The sequence below is a fragment of the Pseudomonas sp. WS 5146 genome (assembly GCF_012985495.1).
Taxonomy (GTDB): domain Bacteria; phylum Pseudomonadota; class Gammaproteobacteria; order Pseudomonadales; family Pseudomonadaceae; genus Aquipseudomonas; species Aquipseudomonas edaphica.
Genome location: NZ_JAAQWL010000013.1, coordinates 78352 through 96331, shown reverse-complemented (window position 1 = coordinate 96331; position 17980 = coordinate 78352). Strand labels below are relative to the sequence as shown.

Sequence of the window (17980 nt, the reverse complement as noted above, 5' to 3'; positions counted from 1 at the left end):
CTTCCCTTGACGAGGATTCACCATGCTCAAGTACTTCGATCCGCATATCCATATGGTCAGCCGCACCACCGACGACTACCAGAACATGGCCGCCGCCGGCATCACCGGGGTCATCGAACCGGCATTCTGGCAGGGCCAGGCGCGCACCAGCCTGGGCAGTTTCGTCGACTATTTCGACACGCTGCTGGGTTGGGAACGCTTTCGCGCGAGCATGTTCGGCATCCATCACTTCTGCACCATCGGCCTGAACCCCAAGGAGGCCAATGACCTGTCGATTGCCAATGAAGTGCTGGAGATTCTGCCGCGTTACCTGGTCAAGGATGGCGTGGTGGCGGTGGGTGAAATCGGCTACGACGACATCACCCCCGAAGAGGACCGCTTCCTCGCCGCGCAACTGGAACTGGCCAAGCAATTCAACCTGCCGGTGCTGGTGCACACGCCGCACCGTGACAAGATCGGCGGCACCAAACGCACCCTCGCCGTCATCCGCGAAGTGGGGATTGCCGAACACCTGGTAATCATCGACCACCTCAACGAACTGACCTTGCCGCTGGTGCTCGACAGCGACTGCTGGCGCGGCCATTCGATCTACCCCAACACCAAGATGTCGGAGCAGCGCATGGTCGCGTTGCTGCAGGAATACGGCACCGAAAAAATGGTGGTCAACAGCGCGGCGGACTGGGGCATCAGCGACCCGCTCAAGGTGCCCAAGACCGGCCAGGCGATGCTCGCGGCCGGGTTCAGTGCAGCCCAGGTGGAACAGGTGCTGTTCCATAACCCGGTGGATTTTTTTGCCCAGAGCGGCCAACTCGACAAGGCCCTGGTGAGCACGCCGCTGCCCATCGACCAACGCAAGCAATGGCAAGAAAACTCGGCCCTGCGTGGCCAGGACCCGGTGGTCAAATGAGCGCCGCCAAGGGCTTGGCGGCCAGCCAGATCGGCTATTGCAGCAATGTACACCCGGCACGCGACCTGGCCGGGCTGCGCGCCTCCATCACCGAGCATTTTCAGGGCGTGCGCACCTTGCGCGGGCTGGCCCAACAAGACAGCGGCCTGTGGATCTGCGCCCAGGCGGCGGCGCAATTACAGCACGCCCCGGCGCGCACGCAGTTTGTGCAGTTACTCAAGCAAAGCGGCGTGCGCCTGACCTCACTGAACGGTTTTCCCTATGGCGACTTCCACCAGGGCGCGGTGAAGGCCGAAGTGTATTTGCCCAGTTGGGCCGACCCGCAACGGCTGGCTTACAGTCTGGACCTGGCGCGCATCCTTGCCCACGCCCTGCCCGACGATTGCCGCCAAGGGGTGATTTCCACGGTGCCGCTGGGCTATGCCGCAACCTGGAGCAAAGCGCGGCAACTGCGCGCCGATGAACACCTCAGCCAACTCACAGCCGCACTTGCCAGGCTGCACCACAAAACCGGCAAGAAAATTGTGTTCTGCCTGGAGATGGAGCCCGACTGTGTGCTGGAAAACACCGAGCAGACCCTCGCATTCTTCCAGCACCGGCAGGCCATGGACCCGAACCATGCCTACCTGGCGCTGTGTTTTGATGTGTGCCACCAAGCGGTGATGTTCGAGGATTGTTATCAATCCCTGGAACGGCTGCGTGCCGCCGGCGTGCCGGTGGGCAAGGTCCAGCTGTCCAATGCGATGATCTGCCACTTGCCGCCCGACGATGCCGTTCGGCGCGAAGCCGTGCTCGACACCCTCGCAAGCTTTGCCGAAGCCACCTACCTGCACCAGGTCAAGGCACTCGATGCACAGGGCCGTCGCGTGGCCTGGGCCGATCTGCCGGCGGCATTGCAAGGTTGCACCGGGTTCAACGAACTGCGCATTCACTTCCATATCCCGCTGTTCAGCGAACACTTGCTGTTGCCCGAGCTGCGCGGCAGCCAGGCGGCCCTGGCCCAGACCTTCGACTACCTGGCCGCCCACACTGAGTTCCGCCCGGTGCTGGAGGTGGAAACCTACAGCTGGGGCGTGTTGCCCGCGCAACTGCGGCCCACCACGCAACAGGCGCAGCTGGAAGGCATCGCCGCCGAGCTGCGTTGGGTCGAGAGCCAATTGCGCCAGCGCAACCTGCTGCAAACCCTGATGCAGGAGGCGTATGCCGATGCGCTCTGAGCAACCGCTGCTGCTGATCAATGTGGTCGGGCTGACGCCGTCGCTGCTGGGCGAGGCGACGCCGCAGATCAACGCGCTGCTCAAGACCGCCAAGATGGCCAGCCTGCAACCGGTGTTCCCTGCCGTGACGTCCACGGTGCAGGCCTCGATCCTCACCGGCGCGCCGCCGTCGCAGCATGGGATCGTCGGCAATGGCTGGTACTTTCGCGACCAGGCCGAAGTGCGTTTCTGGCTGCAACCCAATGCGCTGATCCAGGGCGAAAAGGTCTGGCACACCCTCAAGCGTGAAATGCCGGGCTTTCGCTGCAGCCAGTTGTTCTGGTGGTACAACATGTACGCCGATGTGGACGCCTCCATCACACCGCGCCCGCATTACCCGGCCGATGGGCGCAAGCAATTTGGCCTGTATTCGTCGCCGCCCGGTTTGCATGAGCAGATCGAGGCGCAGATTGGCGAGTTCCCGTTCCATGGTTTTTGGGGGCCGGCGGCGGGCATCGCGTCGAGCCGCTGGATTGTCGAGTGCGCCATGGCCGAGTTCCAGATCAGCCGGCCGCACCTGCAATTGATCTACCTGCCGCACCTTGATTACAGCTTGCAGCGCGTGGGGCCTGAGCACCCGTCGATTGCTGATGAAGTGCGCGCCATCGACCACGAAGTCGGGCGTTTGCTGGCCTTCGCCGAGGCCCAGGGTGCGGCGGTGATGCTGCTGTCTGAGTACGGCATCGAAGCCGTCGCGCAGTCGGTGTCGATCAACCGCGTGCTGCGCGCCGAAGGCCTGTTGCAGGTGCGCCAATCCTTGAGCTGGGAACTGCTCGACCCCGGCGCCAGCGCGGCGTTTGCGGTGGCGGACCATCAGGTCGCGCATGTCTACGTAAAGCACGCGCAAGACATCCCGCGCGTCAAAGCCATGTTGCAGCGCCAGCCCGGCATCGAGCAGGTGCTGGACAAAGCCGAACAACGCGTTTGGCAGCTCGACCATCCACGCAGCGGCGAGCTGGTGGCCGTGGCCGCCGCCGGGTTCTGGTTCGATTACTACTACTGGCTGGACGAACGCAAAGCGCCGGATTTTGCGCGCACCGTGGACATTCACCGCAAGCCCGGCTACGACCCGGTCGAGTTGTTTATCGACCCGGCCATTCGCTTGCCCAAGCTCAAAGTGGCGCGCCGCCTGCTGCAAAAAAAGCTCGGTTTTCGCTACTACATGGACCTGATCCCACTGGACACAGGGTTAGTCCGTGGCAGCCATGGTCGTCTGCCCAGCAGTGCGCAGACCGGCCCGCTGCTGATCACCAATTGCGACCTGGCGTTGCCGCAACAATTGGCGGCGACGGCAGTCAAGCAACTGCTCCTGGAGCACTTCCTGGGGCGCCCTCACCTCGAACTGGCGAATGCCAAGGAGCTTTCATGCGGCGAGCCTTATCTATAACGGTCCTGAGCGCACTGGCCGGATTGGCCCAGGCACAGGACACCACCCCCTTCGATTGCAGCAACTTTCTGCAGTTTGGAGGCAATCTCGACGCCACCCGGGCCGCCTTCACCCAAGGCCCCGACACCCTCGCCTGGAACTGGTTTGCCTGCCTGAACCAGCCTGCCGGCCCACAAAGCCCTGACCGGGTCTGGGAAACCCTCAAACCGTCGGACCAGGTCTACCTGCCTAACGGCGCCCAACCGCTGCCGTATGGCCAAAGCGTGCCGCCACCCGCCGCCGTGCTGAGCCAGGCCCAGGCGATGGGCATGAACCCCAACCGAATCTTGCATAACCTCAACGCCACGCAACAGGTGGACGGGCTGATCCTGCAAATGGGCGGCCAGGTGCCGGCAGCCGAGAAAGGCCAGCCGGTACGCTTCCAACTGCTGATGGGCCAGGATACGTTCGAGTACATCGTGCAGCAGAACGTCTACAACGTGAACGGCCAGGCCGCACTCACCAGCGACCTGAACTTCCCCTCCACCGCCTGGGAGCTGAAAGCCGCGTGGTTGTGGATCGGTAACGACACGGCCTACCAGCAACAACTGGCCAGCCAGGGTTACTACATTGCCCAGGCCTACTACCAGCAGGGCAAGCAATATCAGGTTGGCTATGCGGCGCTGAGCGGCTTGCATGTGATCAACAAGCTGAACCCCGATTGGGTGTGGACCACCTTCGAAAACCGTAACAACAGCCAGTACACGGTGACCAACGCCGCACCCGCTGCGCCGATGACCAACAGCACCGGGCCAACAGCGGCGGCGCAGCCGGTGAACGCCACCTTCCAGGCTCAATACCCGGCGTTGGCGCAATACGAGCTGATCGGCGTGCAATCCAACACCACGCCAACGTTACTGGCCAACTCCCAGCTGGAATCGGCGTTCCAAAGTGAATCTTCATGCTTTGCCTGCCATGGCACCGCGGCCTATTCGCCCAAGCAGGGCTACTTCAATTTCGCCTTGAACAAAGACGGCGGCATCGTCTACCCCACCGCGCCGCTGCCCGCCTCCGACTTTGTCGGCTACCACAAACTGGACTTTGTCTGGTCGCTCAAACGCGCCCAGTGGCAACGTTAAGGAGCCTCACATGAGCGTCTTGAATTTCCCGCGTATCTACCTGGGCGGCCATATGTTCTGGAACCCGCCGACGGCCAACAACAACGACATGTACCCGCTGTACGATGCGGTAAAAATGCAGATGAACTGGCCGTTCTTGAAGGCCTTCGACATCACGCCACTGAATGCCGCCAGCACCTTGCTGCCCTGGACCATCGCCCCGCTGCCGCCCGCCAGCGTGCCCGACTACGTGATGCAGGTGCCAGGCAATGCCGGGCAGTTGACCACGCCGATGATCCCTGGCGAGTGGAACCTGTTCGGCGACAATGCCTGCGGCACCGTGAGCTACAACCAGACCCAGTCGGTGATCACCGGCGGCGAGTTGCCCGGCGGTGGCTACGTGGACCAGGACCCGCTGATCAACCAGAGCTTCCAGTTGCTCGGCAACCCCTTCGGCGGTGCCCCCAGCTCGCCGGCGCGCTTTGTCGACGTGAGCCCCTGGCAGAACACTTTCACCGCGCTGTACTTCGACAAGCTGGTGCTGGGCAACGCCGAGTGCGGCCTGACGCTCAATCGCCAGTTCCGCATGCTCGACCGTTTCCTCAACTTCAACTGGGCCAACCTCGGTGGCCTGGCCTACGTGACCACCACTTGGCAAACCTGTTTCCCCAAAGAGAACCTGGAATGGGTGATCGGCAATTCCGCCTTGCTGCAAAACCTGCAGACCCAGATGGCGCAGCAAAATGCCAAGGGCTTGATGTTCCGTTTTTCGACCTACCTGACGTGCTACGACAAGAACGGCATCCTCAACAACTACCCGCCGATCGACACCCACTCCTCCAGCGCGGCGGCCCAGGCCCAGGTGCAGGCCATGTACCAACAGGGGCTGGATAACGTCGGCGATATCTTCTTCAACCCGGCCTATAGCCGCACGGTCGGCACCCTGGGCCTGTGGCTCGACGATGAGTTCCCCACCGCCCCCGCCGGCCGGCGCCTGGTACCGGCCGGTGCAGTGCCCATCTACAAGACCTCGCCGGGCACGGCCACCCAGGCGCAGCTCGGGGTGATCTCGGCGCAGGCCCACGACAACACCCTGTCGCTGGACCTGGGCAATGCCTTCCCGTTCTACCCGATCGACAAGACGGCCGACATCCCGGTCGCGGCCAAATTCCAGGCCGGCAATTACCAGATCGGCATCCGCCAGGGCACGCAATTCAGCCCGCTGGCCAGTTTTGGTTATGACGATTATCAACAGGCGGCCTTCGACAAACGCTCGGGCATCCTCGACCTGCCGCTGGGCGTAGACGCCCAGGCACTCCTGCAAACCGGCTCCCTGGAACTGCAACAGCCCGGCACCACGCCCGTGATCGCCGCGACCCAGCAGATGTGGACCGCCGAAGTCGTCGAAAGCGCGAGCTTTATCGACGTGGGCGACACCAAAACCCTGCAGGTTATGGTGCAATACGACGGCCTGCCCGCGCCTGCCGGCACCACGTTGTGGGTGGCCGAATACGGCAATGCCTACATGCTGTGTACCACCGACTACTACCTGGCCTTCAGCAACGCGGCCAACTTCACCCTGTTCAACAACGACCCGGCCAACCCGGCCAATAACAGCGCCAATTGGCCGCAATTTCAAGGCGCAACCACGCTGCGCAGCCACGTGACCGAGGGCACCGGTCGCCAATTGATGGCCACGCGGCTGGCGGTGTCGGCCGATCAAATGACGCCGGTGACCTACCAGGAATTTTTACCGACACCTGCGGCAGTGGCCTTAAGCCCGACGCTCACGTTCGCCAACCCGATCGCCATGCAAGGCACCTTGCAAGACCCGCTCAACAATACGGTGCAATACAGCCTGGCGAAGATCCAGACCGACGCCAACGGCATCGCCAACCTGACCGTCACCGCCCAGGCGCCGGGTTTTCCGACCTTGCGTTTCTTTGTGCAGGAAGGTCAGCAGGCACCGGCGATCCCGTTCAGCTTCCCGCTGCCCACGGCCTTCACCGACTTCCTTGCGCCGCTGCGGGTGCTGCCGCTGGAACCGCAGTTGCAGCAGAACTTCGTCAACGCCTGGAACCTGATTTATCAGCGCGAAAACGCCGGCCAGCTGATCTGGGAGACCTTCATCTACCCCTTCATCCTGCAGCCGTTTTATTACCTGTACCCGATCATGAGCAAGTTCATGCCGCTCAACTCCTTGTCGCGCATTGAGGGCGCGGTGGACCAACTGATTGTGTTGATCAGCAAGCCCTATCAGGAAGAAAGCACCCTGGCGATGCCCATTACGCGAGACATGCCGCAAAGCCGTCGAGCCGTACTGGAGTTGTGGGCGCAAGCCTTGGTGAAACGCAACTACCCGCCCGTGCAATTGAGCATGAGCGACTACCACTAAGCCACACGCAGGAGCGCCGGGTGGCCTGACGGCTGCCCGGCACCCCACAGGAGTGTCCTATGAACACCAGCCTTTTGAGCCGACTGTTGCTGCTGCTTGTGCTGCTCAGCCCCGCCGCGTTTGCCGCCGACGACAGCGGCGCCGTGTACTTCACCAATGGTGTACACAACAGCGAAGGGTGCAACGCGCAGAACGGCAACTGCATCGCCAAACGCGCGCCAGGCGAGCCGTCCGATCCGTTTTTCCCGGCGCAATGGATCAGCGACTGGACGATGTACCGGGTCATGAACAACTACGCGAAAAACCCGCCGCCCTATAGCAATCCACCCTCGACCCTCACACCTGCCGACTACACGGTCTCGCGCGGGACGAGCTACTACGACACCACGTATATCCCGCCGGATGGCGACGGCTTCGGCGCGATGATGGAGCACTACGAGAAGTACTGCCTGCCGATCTTCCCGATCAAGAACAACAACTACACCTGCTCGTTCGTGTCCCTGGGCAACAAGGCGTACTTTTTGACTTACCCGCAGGACCGCCCGAAAGACATGCCGGCCTGCTGCATGTTTTCGCCGATGAACCACCCACCGCGCCAGGACTTTATCGAGCATCTGCCCTACAGCGCCGAGCGCAGCAAAAACCTCAACGCCAGCGTGCAGGCCTATGCCCTGGACCTGCAATCACCGTCGGGGCCGATCCTGTTTGGTTATGCCTTCAACAAGCGCCAGACCGGCGCACCACCCTACCGTTCGCCGCAGTCGTTCTTCTTTTCCGGGGACACCAGCGTGGCCAATGCGCCGATCGTGAGCCAGAACTACACCAACTTCCGTATCGCCAAACCCGACCCCAGGCAGACCTGGGACCAAGTGGCTGCGATGTGCCCGTCCAACCCGCCGCCTTGCCAGCTGTTCGAGCCGCCGGCCTCCCAGAGCAACGGCCATAAGGCGCAATGGAACCAGTTGATGCAGCGTAAGCCTTGAGGAAGATCATCATGAAAACACTACTGAGTGTGATGCTGCTGGGGCTGGTCAGCTTGCCGGCCCTGGCGCGCGAAGCACCGCAGCCGTCGACGCTGGCCACGCAGCTCAACTGCCAGCCACCCACCAGCGCCCCCGCCGCGAATGCGCCGCAGGACCAGTTCGATCAATACAGCTGGCAGATGTTCGTCGCCCTGAACTGGCCGGCCCAGGACGGGCAGCGTGGCACGCCCAACTGCAACAAACAGCCTGGGGATTCTGGCTACACCGTGTGGCAGACCTACAAGACCGTCAGTGAGATCTTCCTGCCGGGCGCCGCCAACCCTGGGCCGTGGAACAGCCCGCTGACGGCCCGCAGCCTGGGCATCATTAATATCGCTGCGTTGAAGAACAGTTCGCTGGTCAACTCCATCGACCAGGCCGTCGGTGGCTGGCTGATCGACCAGGCGGGCAACCCGACCTACTACGATATCTCGGCCAACCAGGCGTCCTATAACTACATTGTCGGCAACCGCTTCTACAACGCGAATGTGGTGTCCAAAGCCAATAACATCAGCTTCCCCAATGGGGTGATCGAGATCAAATCGAGCTGGCGTATCCTCACGCCCAGGGACAACGCCAGCCATTACCTGACGCAGATTGCGCGCGTGGCCACCTTCAACAGCCAGGGCCAACGCACCGGGGTGACCGAGGCGTATCTGGGGCTGGTGGGCCTGCATATCATTACCAAGGTCAATGGCTACCCGCAGTGGATCTGGTCGACCTTCGAGCAGATCGAAAACGTGCCGCCCAAGGCCAAGGTCAATGGCCAGTGGGTCGATCAGCCGGTGTCCGGTACGGCGTATTCCTACTACACCCCTTTGGCCCCGGCCGCCACGCTCAACCAGTCGCCGTGCAACTGGCAGACCCAGGGCACGCAACTGGTCTGTGTGCCCAAGCCCGGCACCACGTTCAAGACGCCGAACCCGCTTAACCGCGTAACGCCGATTGCCGACGCCACAGGCTGGGTGAATGCCAATTACCAAGCCAACCCCGGCCTGCAACGCAGCGTCTTGAAGTACTACCAGCTGATCACCACCCAGCGCCCGCTGATGCCCAACAACCCGAGCAACCCACTGGGCCAGCCGACACCGGCGCTGTCGGCCAACGTGACCATGGAGAGTTATATCCAGCCCAACAGCAGCTGCATGAATTGCCATTCCATGGCCACGCCGGTGAAGAGCCCGTTCAAGTCTGACTTCTCGTACCTGTTCAAATTTGCCAACCCGCCCGTCACCCCACACGCCACGGACAAGGAATAGACCATGAGCATCCTCAATGGACCACGACTGAATTTCTGGGGCGGCATCCGCACCGACGTGAGCTTGCCGAACAACTCGCCGACCATCCCGTTCAATGGCAACCCGAACTGGCCGCTGTTCGACCTGACCACCTCGACCCTGGCGCCGGGTGCGCAGTCTTATACCGATGACCAACTGAACAACATGATCAACGCGCCGGCCGGCAACTACTACACCGCCGGCGGCTGGAACCACTATGGTCAGCATGTGGTGGACATGCAGAACGCCCTGATCAGTTCCCAAGGTGTGCCGGGCAACATCAGCACCACCGGCGACCTGATTGGCCAGCCGGTGTATCTGCTCGGCTCGGTAGACCCCGTGACCGGCCAAGGCCCGGTCTCCGGCCCGATGATGGTGGACCTGGACCCCAGCGCCTCGACCACCACGCAGATATTTGTCGGTGGCCTGCAAATTGGTGGCAACGACAATATCCAGTTGCTGATCCGCAACAATGCGGTGTGCAGCAGTTACGACGTGACCGGCCGCGTGCTCGACCCGGCAAAAATGGACGCACCGGGCTCGTTCCATGCCAGTGGCACGTTCCAGTTGACCTTCCCGCTGAGCAGTATCGTCAGCTGGAACCAGAACAGCGCAGGCCTCAAGGCGATCATCCAGGCGCCGGGGGCGACGGGCATTGTCTTGCGTTTTGTGATGTTCGAGATGTGCCCGCAGATGACCACGGCGCAGTTGGACGCCGATTACGCCGCCGGTAAATATACGCCTAACCCGAGCATCGGCCGGGTGATCGGCACCCTGGCCCCGGCGTTTGCCGGCGAACTGCCGGGCTGCCAGCCGGGCCGCCAGATAGTCAACCAGGCCACGGGCAACGCCGCCTATGCGGCGCTGGGCAACAACGGTTTGCTGAGCCTCGATATGGTCAACGTCATCCCCAAGCAAACCTTCCGCGCCGTGCGCGATGACATCACCAGCCCCATCGGGCCGAATGCCAATTACGGGCCGGTGACCATTGCCGCCGGTGCCGCGCCGCTGACGACACTCAATCCCACCGCCAGCCCGCTGGTCAATTACTACGTGTATGGCGGTATCGTTGACCTGCCCCTGAATACCAGCCAACAGCAAGCCGTGAGTACCACGGCGCTGAACATCACCGCCCCCAATGCAGTGAACGGTAAAAAACTCAACGCCACCGAAGCGACGTACCGGGTGTATGCCGACCAGCGCAATGTGTACCTGGAGGACTACCCCACTGGCTTGACCATCACCTTGCGCGTCAGCTACCTGGGCGGACCGGTGCCCAACGCCACCAAGGTGAGCCTCGCAGCCAGCGCGCCGGGGGCTTACGATCAAAAGCAGTATTTTGACTTCCTTAACTTCCCCACGTCTCTGACCGTGAATGCCGGGCAACAGACGGTGAGCTTCCCGGTCACGCTCAAAAGCGGCAGTGCCGGCCAGGCCGGTTTTGTCGCGCTGACCTGCACGGCCAACGGCGTGGACGATGGCGCCTTCTTCACCAACTTGCGCAAATACGCCCAGACTGATTTCGGCATAGCCAAGGGCAGCACCATCACCTGGGCACAGGTTTACCCGAACGTGTTGCGCTTTCACTACCTGGCCTTCCCCGCCATGTCGCGCTACGTACCGCTCAACCAGCCCGACGCGATCATGGGCGCCAAAAACGCGATTTTGGCGCGCACCTCGGACGCCTACAAAGGCACCACGCTGTTCATGCCGGTCGTGCGCTCGATGTCGCCGGCCCAGCGTGCGTTGCTGCGCGCCTACCTCACCGGCAGCCCATGGCAGCCGCCACAATAGGAGCACACCCCATGACCTTGCATATTCCGGCGCAGCCCATTGAGGCACTGCACCCCATTACACTGATCGCCGACGGCCTGCTCAACCCACGCGGCCTGTGCCTGCAAGACGATGGCAGCCTGCTGTTGGCCGAAGCCGGCTCCGGCCTGGCGGACCAGCCCTTCAGCGGCCGCATCAGCCAACTTCAACCCGACCCTGCGCGGCCTGGTGAATACTTGCCCGGCAAAGTCATCGCCCAAGGCTTTCGCAGCATGAACATGCAGGCGCGCATGCTGCGCGATGAAATCATGGGCGTGTCGGACATCGCCTGTGTTGATGGGCGTTGCCTGGCCAGCCTGACCGATTACGTCGGCGGCTCGCAACTGCTCGACCTGCAATACAACCCGCCTGAGCCGGTGTTCCACAGCCGGGGCAATTTGAATGCGCTGTGCTACCACCCCACGCGCCGCAGCTGGCTGGCGGTAAAACCTGATACCAATCAACTGGTTGAGTTCACACAAGGCAGGGACGAACGGGTGCTGGCGCAACTGCCGGAACTCGATCAGGGCCAGGAAGCCGTGCCCGTGACCCTGGTGTACGAACCGCAGACGGATGCAGTGCTGATCAGCCTGTTCTCTGGCGAGCTGTACGGCGACCCGGCGCGCAAGGGTATCGACTTTGCCGACTTTGCCGGCCAAGTGATCCGCGTGCACCCGGCCACCGGGCAGATGGAAGTGGTGATACGCGGCCTGCAATTACCCACGGGCCTGGCGTTGTGCCCGCGCGGCAGGCTGCTGGTGCTGGAGCTGTGCAGCCACCTGCAACAACCGCTGCCGCCGGACTGGAGCGGCGAGCCGCTGCACGGCGGTTTTACCCGATTCAGTGGGCGTTTGCTGCGTTGCAACCTGCACACCCGGGAAGTCGAAGTACTGGTGCGCGGCCTGGATACGCCGTCCAACTTATGCGTGGTGCCGGGCGCCGTGCTGATCAGCGAAGGCATGGGCCTGGCCGGTCGGCCAATCCCCACGCCCTACAACACAGTGGTGCCATTGAGCGGCAAGATAAGGCGGGTGCCGCTTTGAAACCATGCCCTACGCAGTCAAGCAAGTCGAATCAGAAATCGAGCTGAAGAAAAGCAACCCGTGGCGAGCAGGCTTGCCACAGTGACAGTGTTCGTCCTTGATTAAAGGGTATCGCGGGTTATTCAAAGACCTTGAAAGCGCTGGCTCTGAAAACGGCCTTATACCGCGTCCTCCAGCAGCAAGACGGTCGCAGGCCCCGCACGAAACGACGGATTGTGTTGGGCCGCTTCCACCATATGAGGGGCGACATGGTGGGCGTCCAATGCAGCCTTTGAAGCCCATTTTTCGATGAGGACAAAGCTGTCGGGGTTGCCCGCCACGGGATGCAAATCATAGTTCAGGCACCCGTGCTCGGCCCGCACCTTAGGTGCCAGCGCCTGAAACGCTGCCAACTGCTGCAAGCCCTTGCCGGGCTGGGTATTGATCATCACGACAAGCCGCACTTCATTTGGCATGAACACACCGTCACTTAGGCTGGATAAAGAAGCAGCACAGTACTTGAGCGTGATGCCTGGGTGCAAAAAACATAATTCACATGCAGATTTCACGCGGTTTTCACAGTGGCGCGCCTAGCCTGAACTCAGCTCCTAAGTGAACACCTTTTAAGCCCGCGCCCCCATCGTGGGCTTTTCTTTGTCTGGTTTTACCTGCGTGCCGAGCGGTTAGAGGTGTAGACAGCCCAGGCCATGCCCCGCCAACAACGTGAAGGCATTCACACTTCCGCAACGCCAGTGTTGAAGCACAAAAATTGCCCCAATAGTATTTCCCTCCACCCGAGCGCCCAACTTTATACGGATATTGCTCTGCGCCAGCTCGGGCGCTGACACGTGTGCAGGCAATCAAACATTGAGGTTTGCCATGCGTCTTACCCAACTCGCACCCGCCGCCGCCCTGTTCAGCCTGTTTACCCTGCCCGCCCACGCCGCCGACCTGACAGCCCTGACGGGCGCGCTGTCCTCCGCCCTGGGTGGCAGCAGCAACAACACCGTCAACACTAATACCAACAACGCCTCCTGCCAGCAGCAGATCCGCGATCTGCAGGCCAACATCAATGCAGCCAACGCCAAAGGCGATACCTTGCGCGCGACAGCCTTTCAGGCGGCCCTGACGCAAACCAATAAAAGCTGCAGTAACGCGCGCTACAACACCCAGGCGCAGGTGGATACCAACCCACAACACCAGCAAAACGTGAACAAGGCTGCGGATGCGATTAATGCCATCGGTGGTTTGTTCAAGTAAGTCGAAATTTGATGTGAGAAGAGCCCGCGGTTGCGGGCTTTTTTACAACCGGTACTTGGCTATCTGCCGTGTGCAGCCCGAGGAGGTAGACATGCTTTAATGCACACTTATCACCCTGCAAAGGGAATTGCCCGATGAGAAAATACCTCCAGTGCTCGAAGTGTTAAGGATATTTCAAATGAACGGACGCACCTTGCTGGTCGTTATGTTGCTTGCCTGCCCCACGCTATCCGTTGCAGCCACCCAACCTGCTGACGGGAAGGTACTCGGGGCAAGCGATGGCCTGATGTACTCCCGGGCGCAATTCACCTGCGGGGCGCTGCCCGCCGATCTCGTCGCCGATTATGTAAAGGCATCCAAGCTGATTGCAGGGCCAAGCGCGGAATACGATGAAGGCTATGAACAAGTCGTCTCCCGGGGTGAGCGCAATTGGCCGGCCATCCCGAGCGTTGAGCAGCGAGCACTCGAATGCCAGAAGTCGAAAGAGGACCTGGCGATCAAGGTGAAGCTGGCACAACGCTGGTTTCCTGAGGCTTACAAGTAAGCGCTGGAAGTTATTGCCACCCGCTCATATTTATCTAACGGAGCGCCCACTCCATGGTCAGCGACCTCTCACCAAACTGAGGCTCTCAAAATATTTAAGGATATTTCAATACGTTATATATTATATTTAATTTTCAAATAACACTAAACGCATAACTCCTTTATAAAGATCAACACAACAAGAAAACAGCGAACACGTGATAAGCCTATAGCACTCCACGCTCAATGGACACGAAGGAATGTAAACTTATGACTGTCTCAACGAAAATTCTTGTTAATCCAACTGCCTCTTCGGCAGGAATCCAGACGAGTGAAGATTACCAAAGCCTCCTGAATTTTTCACACGCTTATGATCGAGGAGGGTTTAATTTAAATGGAAAGCCGTCTTACACCATTACGCAGGCAGCGGATGAAATAACCCGAGGCGGTTACTATTGGGGCGACAATGACCATAACGGCAAATACAATTTCACCTACAGCTTTCTGACCTCAGAAAGTAAATCTTACGCCGCCGAGAAAGTTTCCGGCTTCACCGCTTTCAACGCACAACAAAAGTCCCAGGCAGCCCTTTCGTTCCAATCCTGGTCGGACGTCGCTAATATCTCATTCCGTGAATCTAAAAGCGGAGGCGACGGACATATATCCTTGGGTAACTATAGCAATGATCTGCAGCATGGTGGTGCCCGGTCGGCTTTCGCGTTCTACCCAAACAACAGTGGAAACAGTGACGCCCTGTTTTATACCAATAAAAGCTACCAGGAAAATTTAACGCCAGCGAACGGGAATTACGGCCGTCAAACTTTAACCCATGAAATTGGTCACACGCTTGGCCTGCAACACCCAGGCGCGTACGATGCCAGCGTGGGACAGCCGTCCTATTCGGATGCGAAATATGCCGAAGATACACACGGCTACTCCGTGATGAGTTACTGGAACGAGAGCAACACCCATCAAAACTTCAGTAAAGGCGGGGGCGAAGCCTATGCAGCCGGCCCGCTGATCGACGACATCGCTGCGATCCAGAAGCTCTACGGCGCCAACTACGCCACCCGCGCCGGCGACACCACCTACGGGTTCAACTCCAATACCGGGCGGGATTTCTACAGTGCCGCCTCCAATACCGACAAGCTGGTGTTCTCGGTATGGGACGGTGGCGGCAACGACACCCTGGACTTCTCCGGCTTCACCCAGAACCAGAAGATCAACCTCACTGAAGGCGCGTTCTCCGACGTCGGCGGCCTGGTGGGTAACGTGTCCATCGCCAAGGGCGTTACCCTCGAGAACGCTTTTGGTGGCGCAGGCAACGACCTGATTATTGGCAACAACACAGCCAACATCATCAAAGGCGGTGCCGGCGACGACATCATCTACGGCGGTGGCGGTGCGGACCAACTATGGGGCGGCGCCGGCAACGACACGTTTGTGTATGGTGCCAGTTCCGACTCCAGGCCAGGGGCTGCAGACAGGATTTTTGACTTCACCTCGGGCTCCGACAAGATCGACCTGTCGGGCATTACCAAAGGTGCAGGCTTGAGCTTCGTCAATGCATTCACCGGGCATGCCGGCGATGCTGTGCTGAGCTATGCCTCGGGTACCAACCTGGGCACCTTGGCGGTGGACTTCTCCGGGCACGGCGTGGCCGATTTCCTCGTCACCACCGTGGGCCAGGCGGCCATCAGCGACATCGTGGCGTGATCTAAAGCGCGGTGCTTCGGCGCCGCGTTCTGAGGAGCCAGAAGTGGATTCTGGCCTTTAGACTAATTGTCGTAGAAGTACCACATTACAGCTATCACGGTGGCAACCCATCCTAGGGTAAGCAAAAATGATAGACCTGCGAGCCGCTTATCCATGGTGCCCTATCAAAAACCGGATGACCGCAATACGAACGCATCCAATCAGAGTAGTTGAGTGTTCTCAGTGTGCAATATCACGTGCCTGATGATCAGTCCTTGGTCGCCAGCGTCAGTGATTACCATAGCTCAATGAGGGCTACCATCAGGAACCTTTTGCATAATCTGGAATCAGTGCTGCTTGCTTTTACATCAATCAATTAGCGAGCGCCCAGCATGATTTTGAGAAACACCTTACTGTACATTGCGCTTGTCGCCGCTGGCTTCCTTGCCGGGTATGCAGCGAAACCCACCCGCGAACTTCAAGTAACAGCCGGCCAACTCATAGAGTGCGGCCGGGTAATCATGCCTACTCTTGGTATGTAAGTGTGATCTCTGTGTCAGAAAACTTGTCATTGGCTTGTGGGCCCATCCAGCATGGATGGAGTTCCAGTAACGCCGACATCCATTCGGCAGTCGAGAGTCTTAAATCTGCATTGCAAGGAGCGCGATATGCCAGTGGTAGCTGTGCTGAATGATGAGTCAGACCAAGGTGAGATTTTAGGCGCGCTGAAGGCCTATGGTCTGGTGCTGGCTAACTACTACACCCGCCCCGGCGCATCGGATCTGACTAAGGAATTAAGAGCCGCGCTGGGCAATAGATCTGCTGAGCATCAGCTGATTTGCCATAATCTACCGCTGGCTATAGAAGGCGACCCCTCGTGGACAAGCGTGCTTGTACTGCCGCCCCGGCATCACTTTCAATACCGTGAAACGATGGCCTTGGCGGCTCGAGCGCTCAGCGCTCAGCGCTGCCGATGAAAGTAACGAGAAGGGAATGTTCTTGTATCACGAGCCGTAGACGCCAAAAGTGGACTGGCGATGACATTCATGGATAACAGATAACGCATGACAGTATGGCGAAATCAGAGCTTCTGGAGCAAGGTCGGGGTCATTGCCTGGCTGACGTTCCTCATGGTCATTCCTGGCGCTTGCGACGCAGGCTGGATGGGCGCAGGCTCGTCCAATCGCAAGCGAGTCTTCAGCCCTGGCTTCGTTGCGCTGTGCGTTTTCGTGGCTGTGGTTGAGCTGATAGCGCTGAACCACTTCTATGGTGTGCGAGGATGAGGTGAAGGCGGTACGCTTATATCTTGTTACAACCATTTGCCCGCAGGCACCACCCGCAAAGAACTTCAAACTTTTGTCCTAGTCCTAATGCCAGGCGTGCTTTAAACCGTGAGCGCCTGCTGACAACCCATAGAGGTTCACAAAATGAAAATGACACTGCCCGCCCTATTTCTGGGCGTCCTCATTTCGCAAGGAGCGATGGCTGCCGGAGATGGCACAGCCGCCCTTGGAGGCGGCGTTGGTGGTGCACTTGGCAACATCGTAGGTCAACAGCTCGGTGGCTCAACGGGCGCGGCGGTAGGCGCAGGCGTAGGTGGTGCTGCCGGCAGTGCTGTCGGTGCTCAAAAAGGCAATAGAGCGGAAGCTGCATTAGGTGGAGGAATTGGCGGCGCGGGTGGCTCATTGATTGGTAATCGCCTCGGCGGTACAACCGGCTCGACTATCGGTGCAGGTCTCGGCGGCGCGGCGGGTGGCGCGCTGGGAAACAACCTGGCGGACGATGAGAGCAATCATCGATCCGATGGCAGAAAGCACAAAGGCAACAACAAGCATAAACACAAGAACAAGCATCGTTAGGTTCTGACACTGTTACATCGAAGCCCGGCCCAGCGCCGGGCTTCTTGTTTCTGGCAGGCGCCCCGCTCTGCTATCGTGGCCCGCTCTGATCGCAGTGGAAGCATCGAAGCATGAATTCATGGAAGACTCTGGCAATCGCCTTACTGGCATCGGTCAGCACACAGGCCGTATCAGGTGACAACGTCAACCCTGTCGCTGCAGGAATATTTATCACCATTTCCTTGCCAACCATTTTAATTGGGGCAACCACATCCCTCACCACCGAGCCGCCAAAGATATTCAAGTCAGCCAAGACTGATGCACTGGCGTTCATAGGTTCGGACGGCGAGATTCGCGGAGCACAGTTTGAGCAAGCCTCCCGACACTATCGATTGAGCCACAGGTCACCGCTCATGTCCGATATGCAACTCGCCAAGGCGATCGCGGCGTCCTACTGAGCGCATCCTTTCACATCCCTTTCACACTCGAG

Annotated in this window: 17 protein-coding genes; 16 read left to right on the top strand and 1 reads right to left on the bottom strand. The window is 59.9% G+C overall.

The annotated features are described in order from the left end of the window. Nucleotides 1-22 precede the first annotated feature (22 nt). From HBO41_RS26385 to HBO41_RS26345, 9 genes are read left to right on the top strand one after another with little or no spacing between them, the layout of a single operon-like run. Nucleotides 23-907 (top strand): TatD family hydrolase, encoded by an 885-nt coding sequence (locus tag HBO41_RS26385; RefSeq protein WP_099547919.1) that lies wholly within the window; start codon nt 23-25, stop codon nt 905-907. Then, complete coding sequence (gene eboE, locus HBO41_RS26380; RefSeq protein ID WP_169988308.1) at nt 904-2124, top strand: metabolite traffic protein EboE; 1221 nt, start codon at nt 904-906, stop codon at nt 2122-2124. Before HBO41_RS26385 ends, eboE begins: the two co-directional genes overlap by 4 nt. Continuing rightward, nucleotides 2114-3550 carry an alkaline phosphatase family protein gene (locus HBO41_RS26375; RefSeq protein ID WP_169988389.1) on the top strand — a complete coding sequence of 479 codons (1437 nt, stop codon included), beginning with the start codon at nt 2114-2116 and terminating at the stop codon, nt 3548-3550. The genes eboE and HBO41_RS26375 overlap by 11 nt, the downstream gene beginning before the upstream one ends. Beyond that, complete coding sequence (locus tag HBO41_RS26370) at nt 3529-4668, top strand: hypothetical protein (RefSeq protein ID WP_169988306.1); 1140 nt, start codon at nt 3529-3531, stop codon at nt 4666-4668. The genes HBO41_RS26375 and HBO41_RS26370 overlap by 22 nt, the downstream gene beginning before the upstream one ends. A gap of 10 nt (nt 4669-4678) precedes the next feature. Next, nucleotides 4679-7042 carry a hypothetical protein gene (locus HBO41_RS26365; protein WP_169988304.1) on the top strand — a complete coding sequence of 788 codons (2364 nt, stop codon included), beginning with the start codon at nt 4679-4681 and terminating at the stop codon, nt 7040-7042. Nucleotides 7043-7101: 59 nt separating this feature from the next. Beyond that, entirely contained in the window at nt 7102-8025 is a 924-nt protein-coding gene (locus HBO41_RS26360) for a hypothetical protein (protein ID WP_169988302.1), read from the top strand. 11 nt (nt 8026-8036) lie between these two features. Further along, a complete protein-coding gene (locus HBO41_RS26355) occupies nt 8037-9323 on the top strand; it encodes a hypothetical protein (RefSeq protein WP_017136545.1) in 1287 nt (428 codons plus the stop codon). A gap of 3 nt (nt 9324-9326) precedes the next feature. After that, nucleotides 9327-11135 (top strand): hypothetical protein, encoded by a 1809-nt coding sequence (locus tag HBO41_RS26350; protein ID WP_169988300.1) that lies wholly within the window; start codon nt 9327-9329, stop codon nt 11133-11135. An 11-nt stretch (nt 11136-11146) separates the two neighbouring features. Beyond that, nucleotides 11147-12196 carry a hypothetical protein gene (locus HBO41_RS26345; protein ID WP_169988298.1) on the top strand — a complete coding sequence of 350 codons (1050 nt, stop codon included), beginning with the start codon at nt 11147-11149 and terminating at the stop codon, nt 12194-12196. A gap of 158 nt (nt 12197-12354) precedes the next feature. Here the strand turns inward: HBO41_RS26345 and HBO41_RS26340 are convergent, their stop codons facing one another. After that, complete coding sequence (locus HBO41_RS26340) at nt 12355-12651, bottom strand: putative quinol monooxygenase (protein ID WP_026013657.1); 297 nt, start codon at nt 12649-12651, stop codon at nt 12355-12357. A 403-nt stretch (nt 12652-13054) separates the two neighbouring features. Here HBO41_RS26340 and HBO41_RS26335 point away from each other — a divergent pair, with 403 nt between their 5' ends. The 7 genes from HBO41_RS26335 to HBO41_RS26310 all read left to right on the top strand — a co-directional run bounded on the left by HBO41_RS26335 (nt 13055) and on the right by HBO41_RS26310 (nt 17948). After that, entirely contained in the window at nt 13055-13435 is a 381-nt protein-coding gene (locus HBO41_RS26335; protein ID WP_169988296.1) for a DUF1090 family protein, read from the top strand. 178 nt (nt 13436-13613) lie between these two features. Further along, nucleotides 13614-13979, top strand: coding sequence for a hypothetical protein (locus HBO41_RS26330; protein ID WP_169988294.1), 366 nt, complete (start codon nt 13614-13616; stop codon nt 13977-13979). A gap of 248 nt (nt 13980-14227) precedes the next feature. Beyond that, nucleotides 14228-15673, top strand: a complete 1446-nt coding sequence (locus HBO41_RS26325) for a serralysin family metalloprotease (protein ID WP_169988292.1) — start codon at nt 14228-14230, stop codon at nt 15671-15673. A 647-nt stretch (nt 15674-16320) separates the two neighbouring features. Continuing rightward, nucleotides 16321-16629, top strand: a complete 309-nt coding sequence (locus HBO41_RS26320; RefSeq protein ID WP_169988290.1) for a hypothetical protein — start codon at nt 16321-16323, stop codon at nt 16627-16629. A gap of 87 nt (nt 16630-16716) precedes the next feature. Beyond that, the gene (locus tag HBO41_RS29615) at nt 16717-16935 is read left to right on the top strand and encodes a hypothetical protein (protein WP_099547929.1); all 219 of its coding nucleotides are present in this window, start codon (nt 16717-16719) and stop codon (nt 16933-16935) included. Nucleotides 16936-17079: 144 nt separating this feature from the next. Further along, nucleotides 17080-17511, top strand: a complete 432-nt coding sequence (locus HBO41_RS26315; protein ID WP_099547930.1) for a hypothetical protein — start codon at nt 17080-17082, stop codon at nt 17509-17511. 110 nt (nt 17512-17621) lie between these two features. Next, nucleotides 17622-17948, top strand: coding sequence for a DUF2388 domain-containing protein (locus tag HBO41_RS26310; RefSeq protein ID WP_169988288.1), 327 nt, complete (start codon nt 17622-17624; stop codon nt 17946-17948). Nucleotides 17949-17980 lie beyond the last annotated feature (32 nt).